Origin of the sequence: Pseudomonas sp. CROZ-RG-20F-R04-15 (genome assembly GCF_022662375.1) — a bacterium.
Taxonomy (GTDB): domain Bacteria; phylum Pseudomonadota; class Gammaproteobacteria; order Pseudomonadales; family Pseudomonadaceae; genus Aquipseudomonas.
Map to the genome: position 1 here is coordinate 1 of NZ_JAKNQL010000029.1, position 24,717 is coordinate 24,717.

Sequence of the window (24,717 nt, forward strand, 5' to 3'; positions counted from 1 at the left end):
GCAAGTCGGCGCACATCCCCCAGACAACTCGGCCAGTCCCCTCTCCCTCTGGGAGAGGGTTAGGGTGAGGGGCTTTGCTTTTATGGCATTACACTGGCAAAACATAAGCGACAGGAAGTCAAAAACTCATGCGATATCTGATCATCTGCTTATTCAGCCTGCTTAGCCCATACCTCGCCTTTGCCGACGAAACCCACATTGAACAGGCACGCCAGACACTAAAGAATTACGGCCTGAGCCACTGCATTCTGAAGCCATTCAACGAGCGCTCCGCGCTGGAAAAAGACATCGCACTATCCGCCAATGCCTATTCGTTCATGGGCAAAGGCATGCATACCATTCTGCAAAATGAAGACACGCTGAAGGTGCTGCACGATCCTTATAAAGAAACCCGAAACTACGTATTAACGGCTTACGAGCGGACACCTTCCAACAGCAAATACTCGAATGAAAAAGTAGTGTTCCTTGCGTGCCTGAAGGTCTACAACTCCGAGGCCTTCAACAGCTTTATCAACACTCAGGACGCGTACATTTCCGACTGACGCGTTTATATCGACCAACGTCAAAAGATCGCTGCCTTCGGCAGCTCCAACAGGGTGAACACCAATCTCGAGTAGGAGCTGCCGAAGGCTCGGGCCGCGTTCGGACGGTCTTTTGATCTTTTTCAGGCAGGCATGCTGCGCAGGCGCCTGCCAATGACATCCAGCACATCACAGCCGTCGCGCAAGGGGATCACGCAGAGCTGGGCGAAGTCGCTGAGGATGACGGAGTCGCATTCGACCGAGCCGCGCATGCACATGTTTTCCAGCACCTGGATCACGGCGCGCAGGCGATGGTTGGCGGCGTCCATAAGGATGTCGAGGGGCACGTGGGTGTCGATGAACAGGGTCGGCATGTCGCTGCAATTACCGGTCAGCGCCATGAAGCGGTTGTCGGGATGGGGGATGATTTTTTCGTAGGGTGGAGCCGTTCGTATTGTCGTCATTTCTATCTTCCATAGAGTGTAAAAGTGAACTGCCGCATTCCTTCCTACGGGATTGGGTGGCAGCCGTGCACGGGAGTAGGAAACCGACCCATGGAATTCGGCCACGCCGAAGCGTGTCCCGCACACAGCCGCCGCTGACGACATTGCTCACACAAGTTACGTGCCGCAATTCAAACAACAGCGCTGATACACCATAGGTAGAGGGCTCCTACACCCTGTCACCGCTCTCGCAGTGACAACGAAAAGACTATCCCTGCAACCCATCGCCCACCAGTTCATGAAAACCGCCGCATCTCGAAGGAATCGTCCGAAACCTTCGCCCCGAAAACTCACTCCGACTCTGCCAGCAAAAACGCCAGCAACGCCGATTGCGACGATTCTTCCGACACTGAAACCTGAAAAAACCGCCTCACCTTGCAACGCAAAACCACCTCGGAAAACGCCTCGAAAAGGGTCGGATATTCTTCGCTCAACCACTGCAACGCATTGGCTGTTCGAACGTCATTGCCCTGCTGCGCCAGCACCGATTCCGGCACCTTCCACCACGGAAATACCCGCCCCGAAACCTGCGCCCTGCCACCAATTTCCAGCGCCTGACCATTAATCAAACAACGCCCGATCAGAGGAAACAGCTGCGCCGCGCCCACCTCACCAGCCTGCAAAATCGGCAACAGAAACCGTCCGTCCCAGAATCGAAAAAACACCGTTTTGCCGTCCGGCATCAACACCTGCGTCAGACTGCGAAAGTGCGCCACCACCTCTTCAAGGCTTGCCGACGATACCGCCAGCCAACCCCAATCCCGCGACTCGGTAGTGGCGACCCAATGCAAAAACTCACTGTCGGCGGCGACAATTCCCACGTAAGGCATCACCGCCTCCCACTCGGCATAGATCGTCCCGGCCCAGATCGGACTCGCCATGTCTGGCCAGGCCTCAAGCGGTTTCGCCGCACTGGCATTGCTGAACACTGCGAACAATTGCTCGGATGCTTTCAAAGGTTCGCGCGCCAACCAATCGGCAGGCACAAGAAAATCAGGCTGCACAGAGACCGTCCTTGCAACGCTCGCACTCTTCGCAGAATGGCGCATCCCCCTTGAAACTCATGATTTGTGCGGCGCTGAGCATGGCAGCCGGCGCGGCGACGAGTTTCTCCGGCAATCCCGGTACAACCGGCGCGGCACTCATCGCTGCCATCGGCGCACCACCTACAACAATCGGCACACTGCTGAAAATGCCGCCGGGGCCGATGTTGATCCATTGCCCGCCAGCCTGAATCGTCGCACTCGCGCCGCCGTCGATGACCACTTGCTGCCCGGCGCTGACGTGGAATTGCCCACTGGCGCTGATCGCCTGATTACTCACGCGAACATGACGGTCGCCGGTCACGCTCAGATGATCGTCCTGCTTCACTTCGGTCTGGCGCTGGCCGTGGGTGATGCGCTGTTCATCAGCCTTCAACTCATGCCGCGCGGTGCCGGTGACGACGATGCTGCGCTGGTTATCAACCTGCACCTGTTGATCGTTCAACACATGCTGCGTCCAGTTGCGCTGGGCGCGCAGATAGATTTCCTCAGCGCCTTTCTTGTCCTCGATGCGCAGTTCGTTGTAGCCGCCACCGCCGGGGCTGCTCTGACTGCGGAAAATGCTACGAGTCTTGTCCGCCGGCAGATCCAGCGGAATCGGCGTCGCGGCGTTGGGCAGGCAGCCCACGACCAAAGGTTTGTCGGCGTCGGCATCGATGAAACCGACCAGCACCTCCATGCCGACTCGCGGAATCAACACACTGCCGTAACGGTCATGGGCCCAACCGCTGGCAACGCGCAGCCAGCAACTGGAATGCTCATTCAATTCACCGTCGCGATCCCAGGCCAGTTGCACCTTGACCCGGCCATACTCGTCGCAGTGGATTTCCGTATCTTTCGGCCCGGTTACAACCGCCGGTTGATAGCCGAGCATGCGCGGCTTCTCCGGCCCCAGCGCCGGGCGGAAGAACACGTCCCACGGCGTCGCGAGAAAGGTATTACGGTAACCCTGGAAAGCTTCGCCATCGCTGGTCACGGATTCCTCCAGCACTTGCGGCTGGCGGCCATGGTGTTCAACGGCGGTCAGCAGCCACAGGTCATTCCAGTCGTGACGCGGATGCTCGCTCAGTTGCAGGAAATGTCCGCAAACCAGTGCGGATTCGTCGCTGATGCCCTCGGACTGACGGTAATCGGCGACATGCCGCTCAAGTGCCCGCTGAGCGAGATGCTTACCGGTGTCCCGATCATTGAATTGGCCAGGGAAGTGATAGTCCTCCAGCACCGGGCGCTGCTCACCGTCGACACGACTTTGCAGGTGCAGGCGGGGTTTTTCAAAGTTGTAGTCGCGCCGGGTAACCACGCTGGTGCGGGTTTCCACACGAACGTTGAAACGCTGAACCGCCGGGGTGCCGGCAGACATGCCACTGCCCGGCAGATAAAGGGTCGGCGTGGCCAGTTTGGGAAACACCGTCTGATCATCACCGAACACCAATACGTGCGCGTCGGGGTTGTGTTGAAAGTGGTAATGAATACCGACTTCGGCACACAGGCGCTGGATGAACGCCAGATCGCTTTCGGCGTACTGCACGCAATACTCACGAACCGGGTATTCGCTGCCTAACCGAAACTCGAACGCATCACGAAGGATCGCGTGATCCTTAAGCACCTGCGCAATAATTTGCGGCACGCTCTGATGCTGGAAAATCCGCTGATTGATGCGGTGCCCCAGATACGTCAGACGCGGGACGAGACTCAGGTGATAGCGCGTCAGACGTTTCCCGGAATCGCCCTGCCCGACCTGATAAATCTGACCGTGAACGCCGGAACCGTCCGCATCAAAGCGCAGAAACGCCTGACAGTGCAGCAGGCTTTCGAGGTCCAGATCCGGTCGCTCACTGACCAGTTCCAACTCGAAACGAAAGGGTTGGCTGATGGCTTCCTTGCCCGTGAACTCAAGGACCTTGAGGTCATGCTGGGCGCCTTCGAGGGTCAACGTGAAACGCGGTTGATTGGCAGGCGCGAACATCCGATGTCTCTCTGCAAAATGAAGGGCGGGCGATTCTGCATGAGGGGCAAGGGGTGATGAGTGGGTGACGGAAAAATCAGATTTGCCCTACTTTCATTGCTGAAAGCCCCTGCAAAAAGCGGCGCCTTCAACTACAGACAAATCTCCAAAACAACCGCCGAACCCTGTGGGAGCGAGCCTGCTCGCGAAGACGTAGTGTCAGTCGACATCAACATCGCCTGACACACCGCATTCGCGAGCAGGCTCGCTCCCACATTGGATCTCCACAGGATTCGAGAAATCATGGGCACAAAAAAACGGCCCGTCTCCTGTAGGAAACGGGCCGTTTTCGGGTGAGCCGAAGCTCAGGGCATTACTTGTTCAGGTGGAAATCTTTTTCCGCCGCTTCGAAGCGCTGCACCATGCCAGCAGTCGGCGTGCCGAGCTTGCTGACGACCAGGATAGCCAGGCTGGCGAAGATAAAGCCCGGGATGATTTCGTACAGACCCAGCAGTTCGAAATGCTTCCAGACCACCACGGTGATCGCGCCGACCAGGATACCGGCCAGTGCGCCGTCGCGGGTCATGCCTTTCCAGACCACCGAGATCAGCACAACCGGACCGAACGCGGCACCGAAACCGGCCCAGGCGTAGGACACCAGGCCAAGTACGCGGTTTTCCGGGTTGGCGGCCAGACCGATCGCGATCAGGGCAACCAGCAGCACCATCGCGCGGCCGACCCACACCAGTTCAACCTGGGAAGCGGATTTACGCAGGAAGGTTTTGTAGAAGTCTTCGGTCAGGGCGCTCGAGCACACCAGCAACTGGCAGCTCAGGGTGCTCATCACCGCAGCCAGAATGGCCGACAGCAGTACACCGGCAATCCAAGGGTTGAAGAGGATCTTGGCCAGTTCGATGAACACGCGCTCGTGGTTCTCGGTGACAGGGCCGGCCAGTTCCGGGTGCGCCGAGAAGTAGGCAATACCGAAGAAGCCCACCGCCACGGTGCCGCCCAGGCACAGGATCATCCAGGTCATGGAAATGCGACGCGCCTTGGCGATCGATTTCACCGAATCCGCAGCCATGAAACGCGCGAGGATGTGCGGCTGACCGAAGTAGCCCAGGCCCCAGCCCATCAGCGAGATGATGCCGATGAAGGTAGTGCCTTTAAGCATGTCGAAGTTGCTTGGATCTTGTGCTTCGATCGCCAGGAACGTGGTGTCGACGCCGCCGGTGGCCAGCAGCACGATGATCGGCGTAAGGATCAGCGCGAAAATCATCAGCGTGGCTTGTACGGTGTCGGTCCAGCTCACGGCCAGGAAACCACCGATAAAGGTGTAGGCAATTGTCGCCGCAGCACCGGCCCACAGCGCGGTCTCGTAGGACATGCCGAAGGTGCTTTCGAACAGACGGGCACCGGCGACAATGCCGGAAGCGCAGTAGATGGTGAAGAACACCAGAATCACGATCGCCGAGATGATCCGCAGCAGACCGCTTTTGTCTTCAAAACGGCTGGCGAAGTAGTCCGGCAGGGTCAGGGCGTCGCCGTTGTGCTCGGTCTGCACGCGCAGACGGCCGGCAACGAACAGCCAGTTCAGGTAGGCACCGATGATCAGACCGATGGCGATCCAGCTTTCGGACAGACCGGACATGTAGATGGCGCCCGGCAGGCCCATCAACAACCAGCCGCTCATGTCGGAGGCACCGGCAGACAGCGCGGTGACGACGCTGCCGAGGCTGCGACCACCGAGAATATAGTCAGAAAGGTTGTTGGTGGAGCGATAGGCCATCAAGCCGATCAGCACCATTGCTGCGATGTAGATCACGAACGTGATCAGGGTTGGATTGCTTACGCTCATTGAGTTACGCCCTGGCTTTGTTTTTATGTAGCGGCGGTGGTGAACCGCACGCAAACGACGACGTTTGGCAGACGATCCGGGATCCCGCGCATTCAGGACTGATGTTTCCCCAGGAAAGCCATCAGCCGGTACACCGGGTTATTCCCGGTTGCACCTAGGGCGCGAATGCTATGCAACAAATCAAATAAGGTGCAACCAGTTTCGTGAGAATTAGTTGCACCTAGTCGGATTTATCGACAATCACTCCGTTTTTGCTCCCTTTTGTGGCAGTCACGACCCTTTGCTAGAAGCAAAAGCACCAAGCAGGAGCAGCACTTTCGTACCAGAAAATAATTCCTGACGAGCTGCCTGTTATTCCTACAAAAAAAGGGTTGCACCCGGTTGCACCTCTTTCGGCGCACGGCTAATCTTGCCGCCAGCTGATGCCACGCAACTGTGGCAACCATGAGGATAAAAATATGGCTACCACCACCCTTGGGGTCAAACTCGATGACCCGACCCGCGAACGCCTGAAGGCCGCCGCAACCTCGATTGATCGCACGCCGCACTGGCTGATCAAGCAGGCAATTTTCAATTACCTGGAAAAACTCGAGGGTGGTGCAACCCTGACCGAGCTGAACGGTTTGACCGCCAAGGACGCCGATGAGGCGGGCGAAGTGCACACCGATCACGCCCACCAATGCTTCCTCGAATTCGCCGAAAGCATCCTCCCGCAATCCGTTCTGCGCGCTTCGATCACTGCCGCTTACCGTCGCCCTGAGCCGGAAGTCGTGCCGATGCTGATCGAGCAGGCTCGCCTGCCGGTCGCCATGGCGGAAGCCACCAACAAACTCGCCGCTTCCATCGCGGAAAAACTGCGTAACCAGAAAAGTGCCGGCGGTCGTGCAGGCATTGTTCAGGGTCTGCTGCAGGAATTTTCCCTGTCTTCCCAGGAAGGCGTAGCGCTGATGTGCCTGGCCGAAGCGCTGCTGCGCATCCCGGACAAGGGCACTCGCGACGCACTGATCCGCGACAAGATCAGCACCGGCAACTGGCATCCGCATTTGGGCAACAGCCCTTCGCTGTTCGTCAACGCCGCAACCTGGGGCTTGCTGCTGACCGGCAAGCTTGTGTCCACCCACAACGAAGCCGGCCTGACTTCGTCGCTGAGCCGCATCATCGGCAAGAGCGGCGAGCCGATGATCCGCAAGGGCGTCGACATGGCCATGCGTCTGATGGGTGAGCAGTTCGTCACCGGCGAAACCATCGCCGAAGCCTTGGCCAACGCGAGCAAGTTCGAAGCCAAGGGCTTCCGTTATTCCTACGACATGCTCGGTGAAGCGGCGCTGACCGAACACGACGCGCAGAAATACCTGGCATCGTACGAACAAGCGATCCACTCGATCGGCAAAGCCTCCCACGGTCGTGGGATTTATGAAGGCCCGGGCATCTCGATCAAGCTGTCGGCACTGCACCCGCGTTACAGCCGTGCACAGTACGAGCGTGTGATGGACGAGCTGTACCCGCGCCTGCTGTCGCTTACCCTGCTGGCCAAGCAATACGACATCGGCCTGAACATCGACGCCGAAGAAGCCGACCGTCTCGAACTGTCGCTGGATCTGCTCGAGCGCCTGTGTTTCGAGCCGCAACTGACTGGCTGGAACGGCATCGGTTTCGTCATCCAGGCTTACCAGAAGCGTTGCCCGTACGTGATCGACTACGTGATCGATCTGGCCCGTCGCAGCCGTCATCGCTTGATGATCCGTCTGGTAAAAGGCGCGTACTGGGACAGCGAAATCAAGCGCGCCCAGGTCGAAGGCCTGGAAGGCTATCCGGTCTACACCCGCAAGGTGTACACCGACGTTTCCTACATCGCTTGCGCACGCAAACTGCTGTCGGTGCCGGAAGTCATCTACCCGCAGTTCGCCACGCACAACGCCCACACCCTGTCGGCCATTTATCACATCGCCGGTCAGAACTATTACCCGGGCCAGTACGAATTCCAGTGCCTGCACGGCATGGGTGAACCGCTCTACGAACAGGTTGTAGGCAAAGTTTCCGAAGGCAAGCTGAACCGTCCGTGCCGCGTGTACGCTCCGGTCGGCACTCACGAAACGCTGCTGGCGTACCTCGTACGTCGCTTGCTGGAAAACGGGGCGAACACCTCGTTCGTCAACCGCATCGCCGACCAGTCGATTTCGATTCAGGAACTGGTAGCCGATCCGGTGGCGCAGATCGAGCAGATGGCGACCGTGGAAGGTGGTTTCGGCCTGCCGCACCCGCGTATTCCGTTGCCGCGTGACCTGTACGGTGCAGAACGTGCCAACTCCAGCGGCATCGACATGGCCAACGAACATCGTCTGGCTTCGCTGTCCTGCGCCTTGCTCGCCACTGCGCACACCGACTGGAAAGCCGCGCCGATGCTCGGTTGCGCTTCGAGCAACGAAACCCCTGCGCCAGTGCTGAACCCGTCGGATCACCGCGATGTGGTCGGTCATGTTCAGGAAGCTACTGTCGAAGACGTCGACAACGCTATCCAGTGCGCACTGAACGCCGCACCGATCTGGCAGGCCACCCCGCCGGCCGAACGTGCGGCGATTCTGGAACGTGCCGCTGACTTGATGGAAGGCGAGATTCAGCCACTGATGGGCCTGTTGGCTCGTGAAGCCGGCAAGACCTACGCCAACGCCATCGCCGAAGTCCGCGAAGCGGTCGACTTCCTGCGTTACTACGCAGTGCAGGCGCGCAACGATTTCAGCAACGACGCCCATCGTCCATTGGGCCCAGTTGTATGCATCAGCCCATGGAATTTCCCGCTGGCGATCTTCAGCGGCCAAGTCGCTGCGGCATTGGCTGCCGGTAACCCGGTACTGGCCAAACCGGCTGAGCAGACTCCGCTGGTTGCCGCTCAGGCCGTGCGCTTGCTGCTCGAAGCCGGGATTCCGCAAGGCGTGCTGCAACTGCTGCCGGGTCGCGGTGAAACCGTCGGCGCCGGTCTGGTCGGCGATGAGCGCGTCAAAGGCGTGATGTTCACCGGTTCCACCGAAGTTGCGCGCCTGTTGCAACGCAACATTGCCGGTCGTCTCGACAACCAAGGTCGTCCGATTCCACTGATCGCCGAAACCGGTGGCCAGAACGCGATGATCGTCGACTCCTCGGCTCTGACCGAACAAGTCGTGATCGACGTAGTTTCGTCGGCCTTCGACAGCGCCGGTCAGCGTTGCTCGGCACTGCGCGTACTGTGCCTGCAGGAAGATTCCGCCGATCGCGTCATCGAAATGCTCAAAGGTGCCATGGCGGAAAGCCGTCTCGGCAACCCGGAGCGCCTGTCCGTGGACATCGGCCCGGTGATCGACGCCGAAGCCAAGGCTGGCATCGACAAGCATATCCAGGGCATGCGCGACAAAGGTCGCAACGTGTACCAGGTGGCGATTGCCGACACGGAAGAAGTCAAACGCGGCACCTTCGTCATGCCGACCCTGATCGAGCTGGAAAGCTTCGACGAGCTGCAACGCGAGATCTTCGGCCCGGTGCTGCACGTGGTGCGCTACAAGCGTAAAGAGATCGATCAACTGATCGCTCAGATCAACGCTTCCGGTTATGGCCTGACGCTGGGTGTGCACACGCGGATCGACGAGACCATCGCCAAGGTGATCGACAACGTCAACGCCGGTAACGTCTACGTTAACCGCAACATCGTGGGTGCCGTGGTTGGCGTACAGCCGTTCGGCGGCGAAGGCCTGTCGGGCACTGGCCCGAAAGCCGGTGGTCCGTTGTATCTGTACCGTTTGCTGGCGACCCGTCCTACTGACGCCATCGAACAATCCTTCGCTCGCGGTGATGCTGCCGTGGCCCCGGATGTTCGTCTGCGCGATGTCATGAGCAAACCACTGAACGCGCTGAAAGCCTGGGCTGAAAGCAACAAGTACGCCGACCTGAGCACCCTGTGCATGCAGTACGCTGCGCAATCGCAGAGCGGCATCACCCGCATGCTGGCCGGCCCGACCGGCGAGAAAAACAGCTATGCGATTCTGCCGCGCGAGCACGTGCTGTGCCTGGCCGAGGTTGAAGGTGATCTGCTGACGCAACTGGCTGCGGTATTGGCCGTAGGCGGTTCGGCGGTATGGCCGGAGTCCGACATCAGCAAGGCCTTGTTCGCACGCCTGCCGAAGGACATTCAGGCGCGGATCAAGCTGGTTGCCGACTGGAATAAAGACGAGGTGGTGTTTGATGCGGTTCTGCATCACGGCCATTCCGACCAGTTGCGCGGCGTTTGCCAGCAGATTGCCAAGCGTGCCGGCGCGATTGTTGGGGTTCAGGGCTTGTCCCAGGGCGAGACCAACATTGCCCTGGAGCGTCTGGTGATCGAGCGCGCGCTGAGCGTTAACACTGCGGCGGCGGGTGGTAATGCGAGCTTGATGACCATCGGCTAATACCGATAAACCGGGCACCTGCATAGGTGCCCGGCATAGCAACAGTCCCTGTGGGAGCGAGCTTGCTCGCGAAAGCGGTTTGCCAGTCAACTCATCTGTTGAATGTGCCGACCTCTTCGCGAGCAAGCTCGCTCCCACAGTGGTTTGTGGTGTTTGCAAAGTTGTTGCGCGGCTCCAACATCACGCTTATCAATCATCCTGTTCAGCCTTTATCAGCACGCCTAGACTCGGCCCAACCCAATTTCAGGTAAGCCGCCATGTCCGAGACGCTGCTCAGTTCCCGCAATCTGGCTTTCGAGCTGTACGAAGTCCTTGATGCCGAGGGCCTGACCCGGCGTGAGCGCTTTGCCGAGCACAATCGCGAGACCTTCGACGCCGCCATCGGCACCGCGCGCAACATTGCCGAGAAATACTTCGCACCGCACAACCGCAAGGGCGACGAGAACGAGCCGCGCTATGAAGACGGTCAGGCGATTCTGATTCCGGAAGTGAAGCCGGCGGTGGATGCCTTCCTCGAGGCTGGGTTCCTCAACGCTGCGAGAAGTTTCGACGCTGGCGGCATGCAATTGCCTACATTGCTGTCGCAAGCCTGCTTCGCGCATTTCCAGTCAGCCAACGCGGCTTCGACGTCCTACCCGTTCCTGACCATGGGCGCGGCGAATCTGATTGAGAGCTTTGGCACGGACGAGCAGAAACAACGCTTCCTGCAACCGATGATCGACGGCCGCTTCTTCGGCACCATGGCGCTGACCGAGCCGCACGCCGGTTCGTCGCTGTCGGATATTCGTACGCGCGCCGAGCCCGCGTCCGACGGCACTTATCGCCTGAAGGGCAACAAGATCTTCATTTCCGGCGGCGATCACCCGCTCTCGGAAAACATCGTGCACATGGTCCTGGCCAAACTGCCGGACGCACCGGCGGGCGTAAAAGGCATTTCGCTGTTTATCGTGCCGAAGTTTCTGGTCAACGATGACGGCAGCCTCGGCCCACGCAATGACGTGCTGCTGGCCGGGCTGTTCCACAAGATGGGCTGGCGCGGCACCACCTCCACGGCGCTGAACTTCGGCGATAACGGTGAGTGTGTCGGCTATCTGGTAGGCGAGCCGCATCGCGGTCTGAGTTACATGTTCCAGATGATGAACGAAGCGCGGATCGGCGTCGGCATGGGCGCAGTGATGCTCGGTTATGCCGGCTACTTGTATTCGCTGGAGTACGGCCGCGAGCGGCCGCAGGGGCGCGTGCCGGACAGCAAGGATCCGACTACGGCACCAGTGGCGATCATTCAGCACGCGGACGTCAGACGCATGCTGTTGACGCAGAAATCCTACGTTGAAGGCGCATTTGATCTCGGCTTGTACGCGGCGCGTTTGTTCGATGACACCACGACGCTTGCGACCGAAGTCGAACGTAAACAGGCGCATGAGTTGCTGGATCTGCTGACGCCGATCGTCAAATCCTGGCCGTCGGAGTTCTGCCTGAAGGCCAACGAACTGGCGATCCAGATTCTCGGCGGCCATGGCTACACCCGCGAGTACCCGGTGGAGCAGTACTACCGCGATAACCGCTTGAATCCGATTCACGAAGGCACCCACGGCATTCAATCGCTGGACTTGCTCGGGCGCAAATTGGCGCAGAACGGTGGTGCCGGGTTGAAACAACTGATCCGGTTGATCGCCACCACCGCTGAACGCGCGACAGCGTACGAATCGCTGACCGCACTGCGTGAGCCTTTAGAGAAACTGGTGGCGCGCCTGCAAACGGTGACCATCGGCCTGCTGACCGATCTGGCACAGGGCAAGGTCAACACCAGCCTGGCGAATTCGGCGTTGTACCTGAAGGTCTTCGGCCACACGGTGATTGGCTGGCGCTGGCTGGAGCAGGCGATTCGTGCCGAGGAAGGGTTGGCCAAGGGTAACGCGGCGGATGCTGACTTCTATAAAGGCAAGTTGCAGGCCGCGCGGTATTTCCTGACGTGGGAAGTGCCGGGTTGCCACCATGAACTGGCGTTGCTGGAGGCGCGGGATGATACGTGTCTGGCGATGCAGGATGCGTGGTTCTGATCGAGCCGTTGAGTTACCCACTCACACTTAAAACATTTGCACACCTGTCAGGTTTTACAGGTGTGCAAATCAGGAGCTGGCGATAGGCTGTTCTCGCCTGACATGCAGTTTGCCCGGCAAGTATGGATTTGAAGTACACCTTCCACTCCGAGCGAGTCAGACATCATGAGCAGCAAAACAATCGAAGAACGATTCATCAAGCTTTCGGGGGTTGTGACCGAGGACTACTGCATTCTCGCTTCCACCTCAGCCACGTCCCTGCGCAACGGTACGGTCTGGACGAACAAGGATTCAACCGTATCCACTGTCATCAGCAAAAATCATCAACGATTGTCGGATGAAAAGACCCGGATCAGTATCGTAATGACTCCAGGCGATAACGAACTTGATACTAAAACTACCGCAACGGCAATGTTTGAAGTGACTTCTGTGGGCGATCACTATTTATCGACACATCGTGTCACCTACAAGGACTTTACCCACATGCAAGACAATCAATGGAATGCTACGGTGTACGGCACTCCATTGCTTAATGACACCTCAGAATCGTTAATCGACCCCTATGTCATGCTCAACGAATATCAGTTTTTCATGGCGGCCAGAGTCAATGACAACGTGAAAGATGAGGGCAGCCAAGAGCGCATCAGCAAAAAAATCTACACCAAGTTAGCCAACGATCTTTACAGCAATGAAATTGTGACCCCTTACAAGACCTATACCAATTCCAAGGCTTTCAACAACGACGACATGTTCAGAACATTGGCGTCAGACGATCTTTACGTTGATGAGTCAGCCGAGTGGCTGGTCAAGGAGAAACAGGTTTACTACTTGCTTACCTTTGGCGGAGTCGACTTTTACGGTAGAGAACTCCGCCTGATCAAAGCTGAGTAGTAATTCGCCCGACGCGCCTCAACCGGCGCGTCGAACTGAAAAAGCCAACGTTATCAATTCAATCGGAACCCACCCATCTGCCGCGCCAGATCATCCGCCAGTTTCTGCAGCATCTGGCAGTCTTCACGACAGGCCCGAACCTCCCCCGCCGTCGCCCGCGCCAAATCAGAAATCCCCTGCACATTGCGGTTGATCTCTTCCGTCACCGCCGACTGCTCTTCCGTCGCCGTCGCCACCTGATGGTTCATGTCACTGATGCGCTCGACCTGGCCGGTTATCGCCGTCAACGACGCCCCGGTGCGCTGGCTCGACTCAACCCCGGTGCCGGTTGCGGCCTGACCGGTGCGCATCGACGACACAGCGTTTTCCGCGCCTTGCTTGAGGCTGCCGATCATCTGCTGGATTTCGTCGGTGGAGGCCTGCGTCCTGCGCGCCAAAGTACGCACTTCATCAGCAACAACCGCAAAGCCACGCCCCATATCCCCGGCTCGGGCCGCCTCGATGGCGGCATTGAGCGCCAACAGATTGGTCTGCTCGGACACACCACGAATCACCGCCAATACAGAATCGATCGAAGCCACCTGATGCGCCAGCTCGCCGACCGCACCCGCCGCCACACCAATCTCATCGGACATGCTTTCAATATGCTTGATCGAGCCGCCGACCACTTCCCGCGCCTGCATCGCCTCATCCCGCGCGGTTTGCGAGGCCAGCGCCGCATTACCGGCGTTCTGCGCAATTTCTTGCACGGTCAGGCCCATCTCGTGAACGGCAGTGGCAACCATGTCAGTCATTTCCTGCTGACGGCCAGAGCGCTCAGCGGTGTTTTCCACTACCTTCGCCACCTGCCCCACGGCCGTACGCAGGCGCTCGCTGGTGGTCAGTACTTCGCCGATCATCCCGCGCTGGCTGTCGAGGAAACGATTGAAGCCGCGAGCGAGGTCGCCCAGTTCATCGGCACGGCTGGAATCTAACCGGTGGGTCAAATCTCCACCACCGCTACCGATTGCTACCAGCGCGGCTGTTACTTGGCGAATCGGCCGCACCAGACCTTGCGCCAGCCACACCACCAACGCGAGGCACACCAGTGCCACCGCCAGACCGATACCGCCGCTCATCCACATCGCTTTACGGGCTTCGGCGTAGATCTGTGATTGCGGCACTTCGGCCACTAGCGTCCAGCCCAGATCGCGCAAAGGCAGACTGAAGGCGAGAAAGTCTTCGCCATCTCTTTGGAAGCTGCTGCTCACAGCATTTTTTTGACCCATGACGGCTTGAGCAGCGGAGGCGCCAATCTGCTCCGTTAGCGTGCGTTTACCACTGAATTGCGCCTCGGGATGCACCTGGATCAAACCGTCGGAACGCACGAGATAGACCTTGCCGCGCTCGCCAAAACTGAAGTTGTGGATCAGCTCCGACAACTCTTTCATGCTCAAACCGAGCCCGGCCACGCCGACCACTTTGCCGGCCTGCTCGACCTTCAAATCAATGAACAGCGCCAATTCTCCGGTGGCCCCGTCGTTGTCGATATTGAGGGTGCGCGGCTGATTGCTGTCGAGGAATGAGTAGAACCAGGCATCGGCCGGTTTGGCGCGACTGAGGGTGCGATCCAGGCCTTTTTCGGTGATGTAGTGATTGGATTCGGTGCCGATGATCAACGCCGTGAAAGCTTTATGTTCGGCACGGATGCCTTCCAGATACTGCGCGAAGCCCGCCGTCTTGCTGCTGTCTTCGCCAGTAGCGAGCCAGTCGCGGACCATGGTGTTGCTGGCAATGTCCTTGGCCGCCGTCAGCGGTTGCACGAGGATCCGTTCGATATCGTTGCGCGTCGCTTCAATGCTCGACGGCAGTGCTTGTTCGACCAGATAGCTCTGGGCGAGGCGGTTGACCACCAGGGTATAAATGCCAACCACGATCAGGATACTGACCAGCAGGGCGGTGCCCATGCTGAGAATCAGCTGCCATTGAATACTGCGTCGCCACAACTGCATGGAGCACCCCCAAAGAATAAGTGGCCGAAACAATGCAACAGCCGTGCCGATTGTATACAACCCAGTCGACAATCTATTCTTTGGTTGTGCGCAGCTCCATCAACCCTGGTTAATGGTCTTGGCAATCGTGTCGACCGTGGCGCTGACTTGCTCTTGGTAACGGTCGAGTTCTTCCTGGTGCTGCTTCTTCATTTCGATCTGCTGCGAGCACAGATTCATCGCCGCCAGCACCAGCAAGCGGTCACCGATCAGTGTCGGGTATTTGCGCTTGGTGTCATCCAGCGCAGCCTTGAGCATCAGGGCCGCGTCCAGCAGGGTCTGTTCTTCCCCGGCCGGTGCCTTGATCGAATAGTCCTCCCCGAGAATGGAGACGACTTTTACCCCTGCTGTGTGGTGGTTCATGCGCTGACAGGACCTGCGTTGACGCGATCAACCAAGGCTTGAATGCGGGCAGCGGTGGCGCCGTGTTTTTCTTCCTGCTCCATCAGGTTCAGTTGCAGGCTTTCGTTTTCATCCTTGGCCTGGGCCAGTTCCGTGGACAGGGTCTGGTTGGTTTGCGCAAGGCTCTGGTTCTGTTGCACCAGGTCGCTGACGAGCTGTTCCAATTGGCTGAGGGATGCTTCCAACATTTTGATCTTCCAAGCGTTTTTCAAAGGGCGCGTACGATAAAGAAAAGTCACCACGGATGCCAGGGTTAAACCGGCGCAAGGCCTTGATTTTCCTGGTGGCGGACCGTTCCTGCGAGTTTTAAAGACTGTGATCTGCCGATCTGGTTCCTGCACTTCGTCGCCCAAGCCCTTATGCGACAAATACGCACACCGCCTCAAGACTTTAGTCGTATGACCGATAAGTCATCCATATCGCAGTCTCAGCCCGCATGGAAGCGGCCCTCTCTTGGTATCCGCCCATGTCCCTTCGCAATATGAATATCGCCCCACGGGCGTTTACCGGCTTCGCCCTGATCGGCGGCCTGATGCTGATTCTCGGCGTGTTCGCCCTGAACCAGATGAGCAAAATCCGCGGCGCCGCCGAGGACATTTCCTCCAGCAGCGTGCCGAGCATCAAAAACCTCGACGAGTTCACCCAGCTGACCCTGCGCCTGCGCGTGCTGTCGTACCGCTTGCTGGTCAACCGCGAACCGGACGTGCAACAGAAAACCGTTGAGTTGCTGGACATGCGTAATCAGCAGATTCGCGCGGCTCAATCGGCCTACGAGCCACTGATCGGCAGCCCTGCGGAACGTGCAGCGTACGACCAGTACGTGCAACTGCTCGGTCAGTACCGCCAGATCGAAGACCGCATGAAGAGCCTGTCGCGCAACAATCAGGTGGATGAGCTGCGCACCTTGCTCAACACCGAGTTGCTGAACAACTCCGAAGCGGTGAATACCGTGCTCAACCGTCTGATGCAAATCAATGGCGAGCAGATCAGTGAGACCAATCAGCAAGCGGCCGATCAGTATTCTTCGGCATTCGACCTGGTCGTGACGCTGTTGGTGATCGCCACTGGCCTGACGTTCCTGTTCGCCTGGCTGCTGACCACCAGCATCACCAAACCGATTTCGAAAGCATTGGACGCTGCGGAAACCATCGCTGAAGGCAATCTGACTCAGCCGATTCACGTCGATGGCAGCGACGAAGCCGGGCGCCTGCTGGCAGCCATGGCCAAGATGCAATCGAAACTGCGTGACACCCTGCAGCGCATTTCCGGTTCGGCCACTCAACTGGCTTCGGCCGCCGAAGAACTGAACAGTGTCACCGACGAAAGCGCGCGCGGCCTGACTCAGCAGAACAACGAAATCGAACAGGCCGCCACCGCCGTCAACGAGATGACCAGCGCAGTGGAGGAAGTCGCGCGCAACGCCGTGAGCACTTCGGAAGCCTCGAAGAACGCCACCACCTCGGCAGGTGATGGTCGTGATCTGGTGCAGGAGACCGTCAGCGCCATCGAACGCATGAGCGCCGATGTGCAGAGCACTGCGTCGTTGATCGGCGATCTGGCCAATGAATCCCGTGATATCGGCAAGGTGCTGGACGTGATTCGTGGCCTGGCTGATCAAACCAACCTGCTGGCCCTGAACGCAGCAATTGAAGCGGCGCGTGCCGGTGAAGCCGGGCGTGGTTTTGCCGTGGTGGCAGACGAAGTACGTGCCCTGGCGCATCGTACTCAGCAGTCGACCAGCGAAATCGAGCGGATGATCGGCAGCATTCAGAGCGGTACCGAACACGCCGTGGATTCGATGCGCAACAGCACCGAGCGCGCCGAATCGACGCTGAACATCGCCCGTGGTGCCGGCATGTCGCTGGACACCATCAACACCGCCATCGTCGAAATCAACGAGCGCAACCTGGTGATCGCCAGCGCCGCCGAAGAACAGGCGCAAGTGGCGCGGGAAGTGGATCGCAACCTGGTGAACATCCGCGACCTGTCGGTGCAATCGGCGACCGGGGCGAATCAGACGAGTGCGGCGAGCAATGAGCTGTCGCGTCTGGCGCTGGACCTGAACAACATGGTTGGGCGGTTTAGCCTTTAAGATCAAAGGCTACCCCCTCACCCCAGCCCTCTCCCCCAAGGGGCGAGGGGGAAGGGAGCAGATCTTCATGCTTTTCAAAGTCTGAGTTCGACTCGGAATTTCAGGTCGGCGTACTTCGCACAAACACCTCGATCAGTCCCCTCTCCCTCCGGGAGAGGGCTAGGGTGAGGGCTGCAATCTTCAGCCGAACCAAAATCCCGAACACGCCAGCGTAAAAACCTTTTTGACAGCATCACATTTCAACAGGTTAGAATCGCTGGCACGCAGACTGCATGGTCAGTTTGTGCCCGTCTTTACGCTTCTGGAGTACTGCCTTTGAATGCGACGACCATCAACAGCCTGTTCTTGATCGGCGCGTTGCTGGTAGGCGCAAGCATTCTCGTCAGCTCACTCTCCTCCCGTCTCGGCATCCCGATTCTGGTCATTATTCTTGCGGTCGGCATGGCCGCCGGGGTCGATGGCGGCGGGATCATTTTCGATAACTACCCGACGGCCTATCTGGTCGGCAACCTCGCGCTGGCGGTGATCCTCCTCGACGGCGGCTTGCGCACGCGGGTGTCGAGTTTCCGCGTGGCGTTATGGCCGGCACTGTCGCTGGCCACGGTTGGTGTATTGATCACCACCGGGCTGACCGGCATGGCCGCGGCCTGGCTGTTCGACCTTAATCTGATTCAAGGCCTGTTGATCGGCGCCATCGTTGGTTCGACCGACGCCGCGGCGGTGTTCTCGCTGCTCGGCGGCAAAGGCCTGAACGAACGGGTCACCGCCAGTCTGGAAATCGAATCCGGCAGCAACGACCCGATGGCGGTGTTTCTCACTGTCACTCTGATCGACATGCTCGCCAGCGGCCAGACCGGCCTGCACTGGAGCCTGTTGACGCACCTGATCCGCGAGTTCGGCATCGGTGGCGTGATCGGTCTCGGCGGTGGCTGGCTGATGCTGCAACTGGTCAATCGCATAAACCTCGCTGCCGGGCTGTATCCGATTCTGGTGATTGCCGGCGGTCTGGTGGTATTCGCCTTGACCAACGCCTTGCACGGCAGCGGTTTCCTCGCGGTTTATCTGTGCGGTCTGGTGATTGGTAACCGTCCGGTGCGCAGCCGTCACGGCATTTTGCACATGCTCGACGGCATGGCATGGCTGGCGCAGATCGGCATGTTCCTTGTGCTGGGTCTGCTGGTAACGCCACATGATTTGCTGCCGATCGCCCTGCCCGCTCTCGGTCTGGCACTGTGGATGATTCTGTTTGCGCGGCCGCTGTCGGTGATGGTCGGCCTGCTGCCGTTCAAGGCCTTCCATGGCCGCGAGAAAGCCTTTATTTCCTGGGTAGGCCTGCGCGGCGCGGTACCGATCATTCTCGCGGTGTTCCCGCTGATGGCCGGGCTGCCGAATGCGCAGCTGTACTTCAATCTCGCGTTCTTCATCGTGCTGGTGTCGCTGCTGGTGCAGGGCACGAGCCTGCCGTGGGTGGCCAAGCTGTTGAAGGTGACCGTACCGCCGGAGCCTGCGCCGATTTCTCGCGCGGCGCTGGAAGTCCACGTCACCAGCGAGTGGGAATTGTTCGTTTACAAGCTCGGCGCGGAGAAATGGTGCATCGGTTCGCCCCTGCGCGAGCTGAAAATGCCCGAAGGCACACGTATCGCGGCCCTGTTTCGTGGCCAGCAACTGCTCCATCCGTCGGGTAGTACGGTGCTGGAAGTCGATGATTTGCTGTGCGTTATCGGCCATGAGCACAACCTCGGCGCCCTCGGAAAACTGTTCAGCCAGGCGCCGCAACGCGGTCTCGATCTGCGCTTCTTCGGCGACTTCGTGCTCGAAGGAGACGCCCAGCTTAAAGCGGTTGCGGCACTCTACGGGTTGCCGGCCGAGGGCATCGATCCAGACATGACCCTGGGCGCCTTCATCGCGCACAAAGTCGGCGGCGCACCGATCGTCGGTGACCAGGTGGAGTGGAACAACACCCACTGGACGGTTGCGGTCATGGACGGGAACAAGATCGGCAAAGTGGGCGTCAGATTCCCCGAAGGAAGTCGCCCGGGCCCCGGGCTCTTCCTCTAAACTGCGTCCACTCTCACTTGCTTGACCGGTCTCTATGCCTACCCTGCGCTCCTTTTTTGCCGCGGCCCTGCTGGGCCTGAGTCTTACTGTCGGCCCGCTGTACGCCGCCGAACCACCGTCCAGCGACGCCGTGCAGGCCAGCCTCGACAAACTGGCCGACAGCAAACTGCCGGATGCTGACAAAAAGACCCTGCAGACCGTCCTGCAGAACACGCTCAATCAGCTGAACAATCAGCGTGATTACGAGCAGAAGCTGATCGATCTCAAGCAGCAACTGGCGACGGCGCCCAAGCAGACCATTGAAAGCACCCGCGAACTGACCCGCCTCAAGGCTACGGCCGTGGTGCCGGTGGCCCAGCGCTTCCCCAAAGAGTCGATCCAGCAGTTGGAGCAGATCCTCACCGATCGCTCGACTCAGCAAAGTGACCTGCAAAAAGCCCTCGCCGACGCCAACAGCCTGATCATCACCGCGCAGACCCGCCCGGAGCGTGCTCAGGCAGAGATTTCCGCCAGCCAGACGCGCATCCAGCAGATCAACAACATCCTCAAGTCCGGCAAGGACGCGGGTAAAACCGTCACCGCCGAGCAGCGCGACCAGTTGAACGCCGAACTGGCGGCGCTGAATGCGCTGATCCCGCTGCGTCGTCAGGAGCTGGCCGGCAACAGCCAGTTGCAGGATCTGGGCAACGCTCAGCATGACCTGCTCTCGGAGAAGTCCGATCGCCTCGACCGCGAGATCCAGGAACTGCAAACCCTGATCAACCAGAAGCGTCTGGCGCAGTCACAGGAAACCGTGACCCAGCAATCGATCGAAGCGCAGAAGGCCGGGAGCAGCAGTCTGCTGGCCATCGAAAGTACGGCGAACCTCAAGCTCTCCGACTACCTGCTGAAAAGCACTGACCGCCTCAATGAAGTCACCCAGCAGAACCTGCAGACCAAACAACAACTCGACAGCCTGACCCAAAGCGATTCCGCGCTGGACGAGCAGATCAGCGTGCTCAAGGGCAGCCTGCTGCTGTCGAAGATTCTCTATAAACAGAAACAAGCCCTGCCGCGCCTTAAGGTCGACCGCGATCTGGCGGATCAGATCGCCGACATTCGCCTGTGGCAATTCGACGTCAGCCAGCAGCGTGAGCAACTGAGTAATCCGGCCGCCTATGTCGACAACCTGCTGGCCACGCAGCCGCCGGAGCAGGTCACCCCGCAGTTACGCAAAAACCTGCTGGATCTGGCCAACACCCGCGCCGATCTGCTGGAGCGGTTGAACCGCGAACTGAGCGCCATGCTCAACGAGTCGATCACCCTGCAACTCAACCAGAAACAATTGCTGAGCACCGCGCAAAGCCTGCGCGCGACCCTCGATGAGCAGATGTTCTGGATCCCCAGCAACAAGCCGCTGGACCTGGAATGGATGCGCAATGTGCCGGAGCGCCTGAAGCGTCAGGTCGACACCCTGCCGTGGGCCTCCAGCCTAAGTGAGCTGACCGACGGCCTGATCCAGCGTCCGTTGCTGTTTCTCCCGCTGGCGCTGTTGATCGGCGCGCTGTTATGGCGGCGCAAGAGTCTGTACGGCAGGCTGAACAAGGTTCACCAGGACATCGGTCACTTCAAGCGTGACAGCCAGTGGCACACGCCGCAGGCGATTCTGATCAATATTCTGCTCGCGATGCCGGTCGCGTTGGGCCTGGCCTTGTGCGGTCTGGCATTGCAGATCGACGCTCGCGGGCAGAACGCCAACATGGGCGCGGCGCTGCTGCAAATGGGTCAGGCGTGGCTGGTGTTCTACACCGCTTACCGGATTCTGGCGCCGGGTGGCGTGGCGGAACTGCATTTCCGCTGGGAGAAGCCGCAGGTCGAATTCCTCCAGGGCTGGATCCGTCGTCTGGGTCTGGTGGTCATGGCGCTGGTGACTATTGTCGCCGTGGCCGAACTGCAACCGGCAGCATTGGCCGACGACGTGCTCGGCATGCCGGTGGTGCTGACCTGCTACGCCTTGATGGCGTGGCTGCTCAGCCGCCTGCTGATCAGCAGCCCGGCCCACGAGAACACCTCGCTGTTCCGCAAAGCCGTCGGCGTGATGTTCACGTTGCTGCCGATCGCGCTGTTTGTCGCCGTGTGCTTCGGCTACTACTACACCGCACTGAAACTCAGCGACCGCCTGATCAACACGCTTTATCTGCTGATGTTCTGGCTGGTGATCGAAGCGACTTTCGTCCGTGGTCTGAGTGTTGCCGCGCGGCGTCTGGCCTACCAGCGCGCCCTGGCCAAACGGCAGGCGGCGAAAGAGGCCGGCGACGGTGAAGCGGTGATCGAAGAGCCGACCCTGGACATCGAAAAGGTCAACGAACAGTCCCTGCGCCTGATTCGTCTGGCTTTGCTCGGCGGTTTCATCGCCGCGCTGTACTGGGTCTGGTCGGACCTGATTTCGGTGTTCTCGTACCTCGACAACATCACCCTCTACGAATACACCAGCGGCACCGGCGCCAACATGAGCATGGTGCCGATCAGCATCGGCGACATGCTCGGCGCGCTGATCATCATCGGCATCACCTTCGCCCTCGCGCGCAACTTGCCGGGCCTGCTCGAAGTATTCGTGCTGTCCAAACTCAATCTCGCCCAGGGCAGTGCCTACGCAACCACGACGTTGCTGTCGTACGTGATCGCCGGCGTCGGTTTCGTCTCGACCCTGTCGACCCTCGGTGTCAGCTGGGACAAGTTGCAATGGCTAGTGGCGGCGCTGTCGGTCGGCCTCGGTTTCGGTATGCAGGAGATTTTTGCGAACTTCATCTCCGGCATCATGATCCTCTTCGAACGCCCGGTGCGGATCGGTGACACCATCACCATCGGCAACCTGTCGGGCACGGTGAGCAAGATCCGCATCCGCGCCACGACCATCACCGACTTCGACCGCAAGGACATAATTGTCCCGAACAAGACCTTCATCACCGGGCAATTGATCAACTGGTCGCTGACCGACACCATCACCCGCGTCACGCTGAAACTCGGCGTCGACTACGGTTCGGATCTGGATCTGGTCAAGGAACTGCTGCTCAAGGCTGCCCGGGAAAACCCGCGCGTGCTCAAAGAGCCTGAGCCACACGTGTACTTCCTCAACTTCGGCGAAAGCACCCTCGACCACGAGTTGCGCATGCACGTGCGCGACCTCGGTGACCGTAACCCCGTGCTCGATGAGGTCAACCGCTTCATCAACCGCGAGTTCAAGAAGCAGCACATCAACATCTCGTTCCGCCAGATGGAGGTTTACCTGAAGAACCTCCAGGGCCAGGAATACAAGATGGTGCCGATCGAACCGGAAACGAAAACCATCGTGCCGGTCGCCGACGATCAGAAACCGCTGCAAGAGCCGCCGCCGGCCAAACTCGACTAACCGGTCTATTCCCAGCAGAATGCTCGGACATTCTGCTGGAGCCGGCCCTTGAAAGCCCTCGACGAACTGACCTTCGACAATCGCTTCGCCCGCCTGGGCGATGCGTTCTCCGCCCACGTGCTGCCCGAGCCGATCGACAATCCGCGTCTGGTCGTCGCCAGCCCGGCGGCGCTGGCCTTACTGGATCTCGACCCGGCGACCGCCGAAACCAACGAATTTGCCGAACTGTTTGGCGGCCACAAGCTGTGGGCCGATGCCGAGCCGCGGGCGATGGTCTATTCCGGGCATCAGTTCGGCGGTTACACGCCGCAACTCGGCGATGGTCGCGGGCTGCTGCTGGGCGAGGTGTACAACGCAGCCGGCGAGCATTGGGACCTGCACCTCAAGGGCGCCGGGCAAACGCCGTTTTCGCGCATGGGTGACGGCCGTGCGGTACTCCGTTCGTCGATCCGTGAGTTTCTTGCTTCCGAGGCGCTCTACGCGCTGAACATCCCTTCATCGCGCGCGGCGTGCGTGATCGGTTCCGACACCCCGGTCTGGCGTGAAAAACAGGAACGTGCGGCGATGGTGTTACGCCTGGCGCCGAGCCACATCCGCTTCGGCCACTTCGAATACTTCTATTACACCAAGCGTCCCGAGCAGCAAAAGCAGCTCGGCGAACACGTATTGGCGATGCACTTTCCCGAATGTCTGGAACAGCCGGAACCGTATCTGGCGATGTTCCGCGAAATCGTCGAACGCAACGCCGAACTGATCGCCAAGTGGCAGGCCTACGGCTTCTGCCACGGCGTGATGAACACCGACAACATGTCGATCCTCGGAATCACCTTCGACTTCGGCCCGTTCGCTTTTCTCGACGATTTCGACGCCAACTTCATCTGCAACCACTCCGATGATCAAGGGCGCTACTCGTTCAGCAATCAGGTGCCGGTCGGCCAGTGGAACCTCAGTGCATTGGCTCAAGCGTTGACGCCGTTCATCAGCGTTGAAGCCCTGCGCGAAACCCTCGGCTTATACCTGCCGCTGTTTCAGGCGCACTACCTCGACCTGATGCGCCGCCGCCTCGGTTTCACCACGGCCGAGGACGATGACCAGAAGCTGCTGGAAGACCTGTTGCAACTGATGCAGAACAGCGGCGTCGATTACACGCTGTTCTTCCGCCGACTCGGTGAAGAATGCGCCGAACAGGCCATCGCCCATTTGCGCGACGACTTCGTCGACATCAAGGGTTTCGACGCCTGGGGCGAACGCTATGTCGCCCGGGTTGCCCGCGATGGCGATGCTGATCAAACGCAGCGCCAAGCGCGGATGCATGCGGTCAATCCGCTATACATCCTGCGCAATTACCTAGCGCAAAAAGCCATCGATGCGGCTGAGCAAGGGGATTACTCAGAAGTACGCCGGCTGCACGCGGTGCTGAGCAAACCGTTTGAAGAGCAGCCGGGGATGGACGGTTATGCCGAGCGGCCGCCGGAGTGGGGCAAGCATTTGGAGATCAGTTGTTCTTCCTGAGT

15 protein-coding genes are annotated in these 24,717 nt (G+C 59.3%); 8 read left to right on the forward strand and 7 right to left on the reverse strand.

The genetic code is table 11. The annotated features are described in order from the left end of the window. Positions 1 to 128 precede the first annotated feature (128 nt). Positions 129 to 542: a hypothetical protein gene (locus tag L8H52_RS26920; RefSeq protein ID WP_242209585.1), complete on the forward strand. Its 414-nt coding sequence runs from the start codon at positions 129 to 131 to the stop codon at positions 540 to 542. Between the two features lie 122 nt (positions 543 to 664). On the opposite strand, the gene L8H52_RS26925 is transcribed toward L8H52_RS26920, so the two are convergent. The 4 genes from L8H52_RS26925 to putP all read right to left on the reverse strand — a co-directional run bounded on the left by L8H52_RS26925 (position 665) and on the right by putP (position 5,870). After that, entirely contained in the window at positions 665 to 985 is a 321-nt protein-coding gene (locus L8H52_RS26925) for a hypothetical protein (protein WP_095113464.1), read from the reverse strand. A gap of 329 nt (positions 986 to 1,314) precedes the next feature. Then, complete coding sequence (locus L8H52_RS26930; RefSeq protein ID WP_242209586.1) at positions 1,315 to 2,028, reverse strand: DUF4123 domain-containing protein; 714 nt, start codon at positions 2,026 to 2,028, stop codon at positions 1,315 to 1,317. Continuing rightward, positions 2,018 to 4,033, reverse strand: coding sequence for a type VI secretion system tip protein VgrG (locus L8H52_RS26935; protein WP_242209587.1), 2,016 nt, complete (start codon positions 4,031 to 4,033; stop codon positions 2,018 to 2,020). The genes L8H52_RS26930 and L8H52_RS26935 overlap by 11 nt, the downstream gene beginning before the upstream one ends. 352 nt (positions 4,034 to 4,385) lie before the next feature. Next, entirely contained in the window at positions 4,386 to 5,870 is a 1,485-nt protein-coding gene (putP, locus tag L8H52_RS26940; RefSeq protein ID WP_242209588.1) for a sodium/proline symporter PutP, read from the reverse strand. A 458-nt stretch (positions 5,871 to 6,328) separates the two neighbouring features. On the opposite strand from putP, the gene putA reads away from it, so the two are divergent. The 3 genes from putA to L8H52_RS26955 all read left to right on the forward strand — a co-directional run bounded on the left by putA (position 6,329) and on the right by L8H52_RS26955 (position 13,233). Further along, positions 6,329 to 10,282 carry a trifunctional transcriptional regulator/proline dehydrogenase/L-glutamate gamma-semialdehyde dehydrogenase gene (gene putA / locus L8H52_RS26945; RefSeq protein ID WP_242209589.1) on the forward strand — a complete coding sequence of 1,318 codons (3,954 nt, stop codon included), beginning with the start codon at positions 6,329 to 6,331 and terminating at the stop codon, positions 10,280 to 10,282. 257 nt (positions 10,283 to 10,539) lie between these two features. Continuing rightward, complete coding sequence (locus tag L8H52_RS26950; protein WP_242209590.1) at positions 10,540 to 12,342, forward strand: acyl-CoA dehydrogenase; 1,803 nt, start codon at positions 10,540 to 10,542, stop codon at positions 12,340 to 12,342. A 165-nt stretch (positions 12,343 to 12,507) separates the two neighbouring features. After that, positions 12,508 to 13,233 carry a hypothetical protein gene (locus L8H52_RS26955; protein ID WP_242209591.1) on the forward strand — a complete coding sequence of 242 codons (726 nt, stop codon included), beginning with the start codon at positions 12,508 to 12,510 and terminating at the stop codon, positions 13,231 to 13,233. 53 nt (positions 13,234 to 13,286) lie between these two features. On the opposite strand, the gene L8H52_RS26960 is transcribed toward L8H52_RS26955, so the two are convergent. From L8H52_RS26960 to L8H52_RS26970, 3 genes are all read right to left on the reverse strand, one after another. Beyond that, positions 13,287 to 15,224, reverse strand: coding sequence for a methyl-accepting chemotaxis protein (locus L8H52_RS26960; protein ID WP_242209592.1), 1,938 nt, complete (start codon positions 15,222 to 15,224; stop codon positions 13,287 to 13,289). Between the two features lie 99 nt (positions 15,225 to 15,323). Further along, positions 15,324 to 15,626 (reverse strand): cell division protein ZapA, encoded by a 303-nt coding sequence (locus L8H52_RS26965; RefSeq protein WP_127925557.1) that lies wholly within the window; start codon positions 15,624 to 15,626, stop codon positions 15,324 to 15,326. Further along, entirely contained in the window at positions 15,623 to 15,853 is a 231-nt protein-coding gene (locus L8H52_RS26970; RefSeq protein WP_016987570.1) for a hypothetical protein, read from the reverse strand. The genes L8H52_RS26965 and L8H52_RS26970 overlap by 4 nt, the downstream gene beginning before the upstream one ends. Positions 15,854 to 16,131: 278 nt before the next feature. Here L8H52_RS26970 and L8H52_RS26975 point away from each other — a divergent pair, with 278 nt between their 5' ends. The 4 genes from L8H52_RS26975 (at position 16,132) to selO (ending at position 24,715) form a co-directional block, all read left to right on the forward strand. Then, complete coding sequence (locus L8H52_RS26975) at positions 16,132 to 17,757, forward strand: methyl-accepting chemotaxis protein (RefSeq protein WP_242209593.1); 1,626 nt, start codon at positions 16,132 to 16,134, stop codon at positions 17,755 to 17,757. A 315-nt stretch (positions 17,758 to 18,072) separates the two neighbouring features. Then, on the forward strand, positions 18,073 to 19,815 hold the full coding sequence (locus L8H52_RS26980; RefSeq protein WP_007909521.1) for a potassium/proton antiporter: 1,743 nt from the start codon (positions 18,073 to 18,075) through the stop codon (positions 19,813 to 19,815). A 34-nt stretch (positions 19,816 to 19,849) separates the two neighbouring features. Further along, on the forward strand, positions 19,850 to 23,203 hold the full coding sequence (mscK, locus tag L8H52_RS26985) for a mechanosensitive channel MscK (RefSeq protein WP_242209594.1): 3,354 nt from the start codon (positions 19,850 to 19,852) through the stop codon (positions 23,201 to 23,203). Positions 23,204 to 23,251: 48 nt separating this feature from the next. Beyond that, positions 23,252 to 24,715 (forward strand): protein adenylyltransferase SelO, encoded by a 1,464-nt coding sequence (gene selO / locus L8H52_RS26990; protein WP_242209595.1) that lies wholly within the window; start codon positions 23,252 to 23,254, stop codon positions 24,713 to 24,715. Positions 24,716 to 24,717: the final 2 nt, after the last annotated feature.

Excerpts from the sequence above, each read along its gene's own strand:
- L8H52_RS26920 (WP_242209585.1), top strand. The coding sequence starts at position 129 with ATGCGATATCTGATCATCTGCTTATTCAGCCTGCTTAGCCCATACCTC.
- L8H52_RS26925 (WP_095113464.1), bottom strand. The coding sequence starts at position 985 with ATGACGACAATACGAACGGCTCCACCCTACGAAAAAATCATCCCCCAT.
- L8H52_RS26935 (WP_242209587.1), bottom strand. The coding sequence starts at position 4,033 with ATGTTCGCGCCTGCCAATCAACCGCGTTTCACGTTGACCCTCGAAGGC.
- putP (WP_242209588.1), bottom strand. The coding sequence starts at position 5,870 with ATGAGCGTAAGCAATCCAACCCTGATCACGTTCGTGATCTACATCGCA.
- putA (WP_242209589.1), top strand. The coding sequence starts at position 6,329 with ATGGCTACCACCACCCTTGGGGTCAAACTCGATGACCCGACCCGCGAA.
- L8H52_RS26950 (WP_242209590.1), top strand. The coding sequence starts at position 10,540 with ATGTCCGAGACGCTGCTCAGTTCCCGCAATCTGGCTTTCGAGCTGTAC.
- L8H52_RS26955 (WP_242209591.1), top strand. The coding sequence starts at position 12,508 with ATGAGCAGCAAAACAATCGAAGAACGATTCATCAAGCTTTCGGGGGTT.
- L8H52_RS26960 (WP_242209592.1), bottom strand. The coding sequence starts at position 15,224 with ATGCAGTTGTGGCGACGCAGTATTCAATGGCAGCTGATTCTCAGCATG.
- L8H52_RS26965 (WP_127925557.1), bottom strand. The coding sequence starts at position 15,626 with ATGAACCACCACACAGCAGGGGTAAAAGTCGTCTCCATTCTCGGGGAG.
- L8H52_RS26970 (WP_016987570.1), bottom strand. The coding sequence starts at position 15,853 with ATGTTGGAAGCATCCCTCAGCCAATTGGAACAGCTCGTCAGCGACCTG.
- L8H52_RS26975 (WP_242209593.1), top strand. The coding sequence starts at position 16,132 with ATGTCCCTTCGCAATATGAATATCGCCCCACGGGCGTTTACCGGCTTC.
- mscK (WP_242209594.1), top strand. The coding sequence starts at position 19,850 with ATGCCTACCCTGCGCTCCTTTTTTGCCGCGGCCCTGCTGGGCCTGAGT.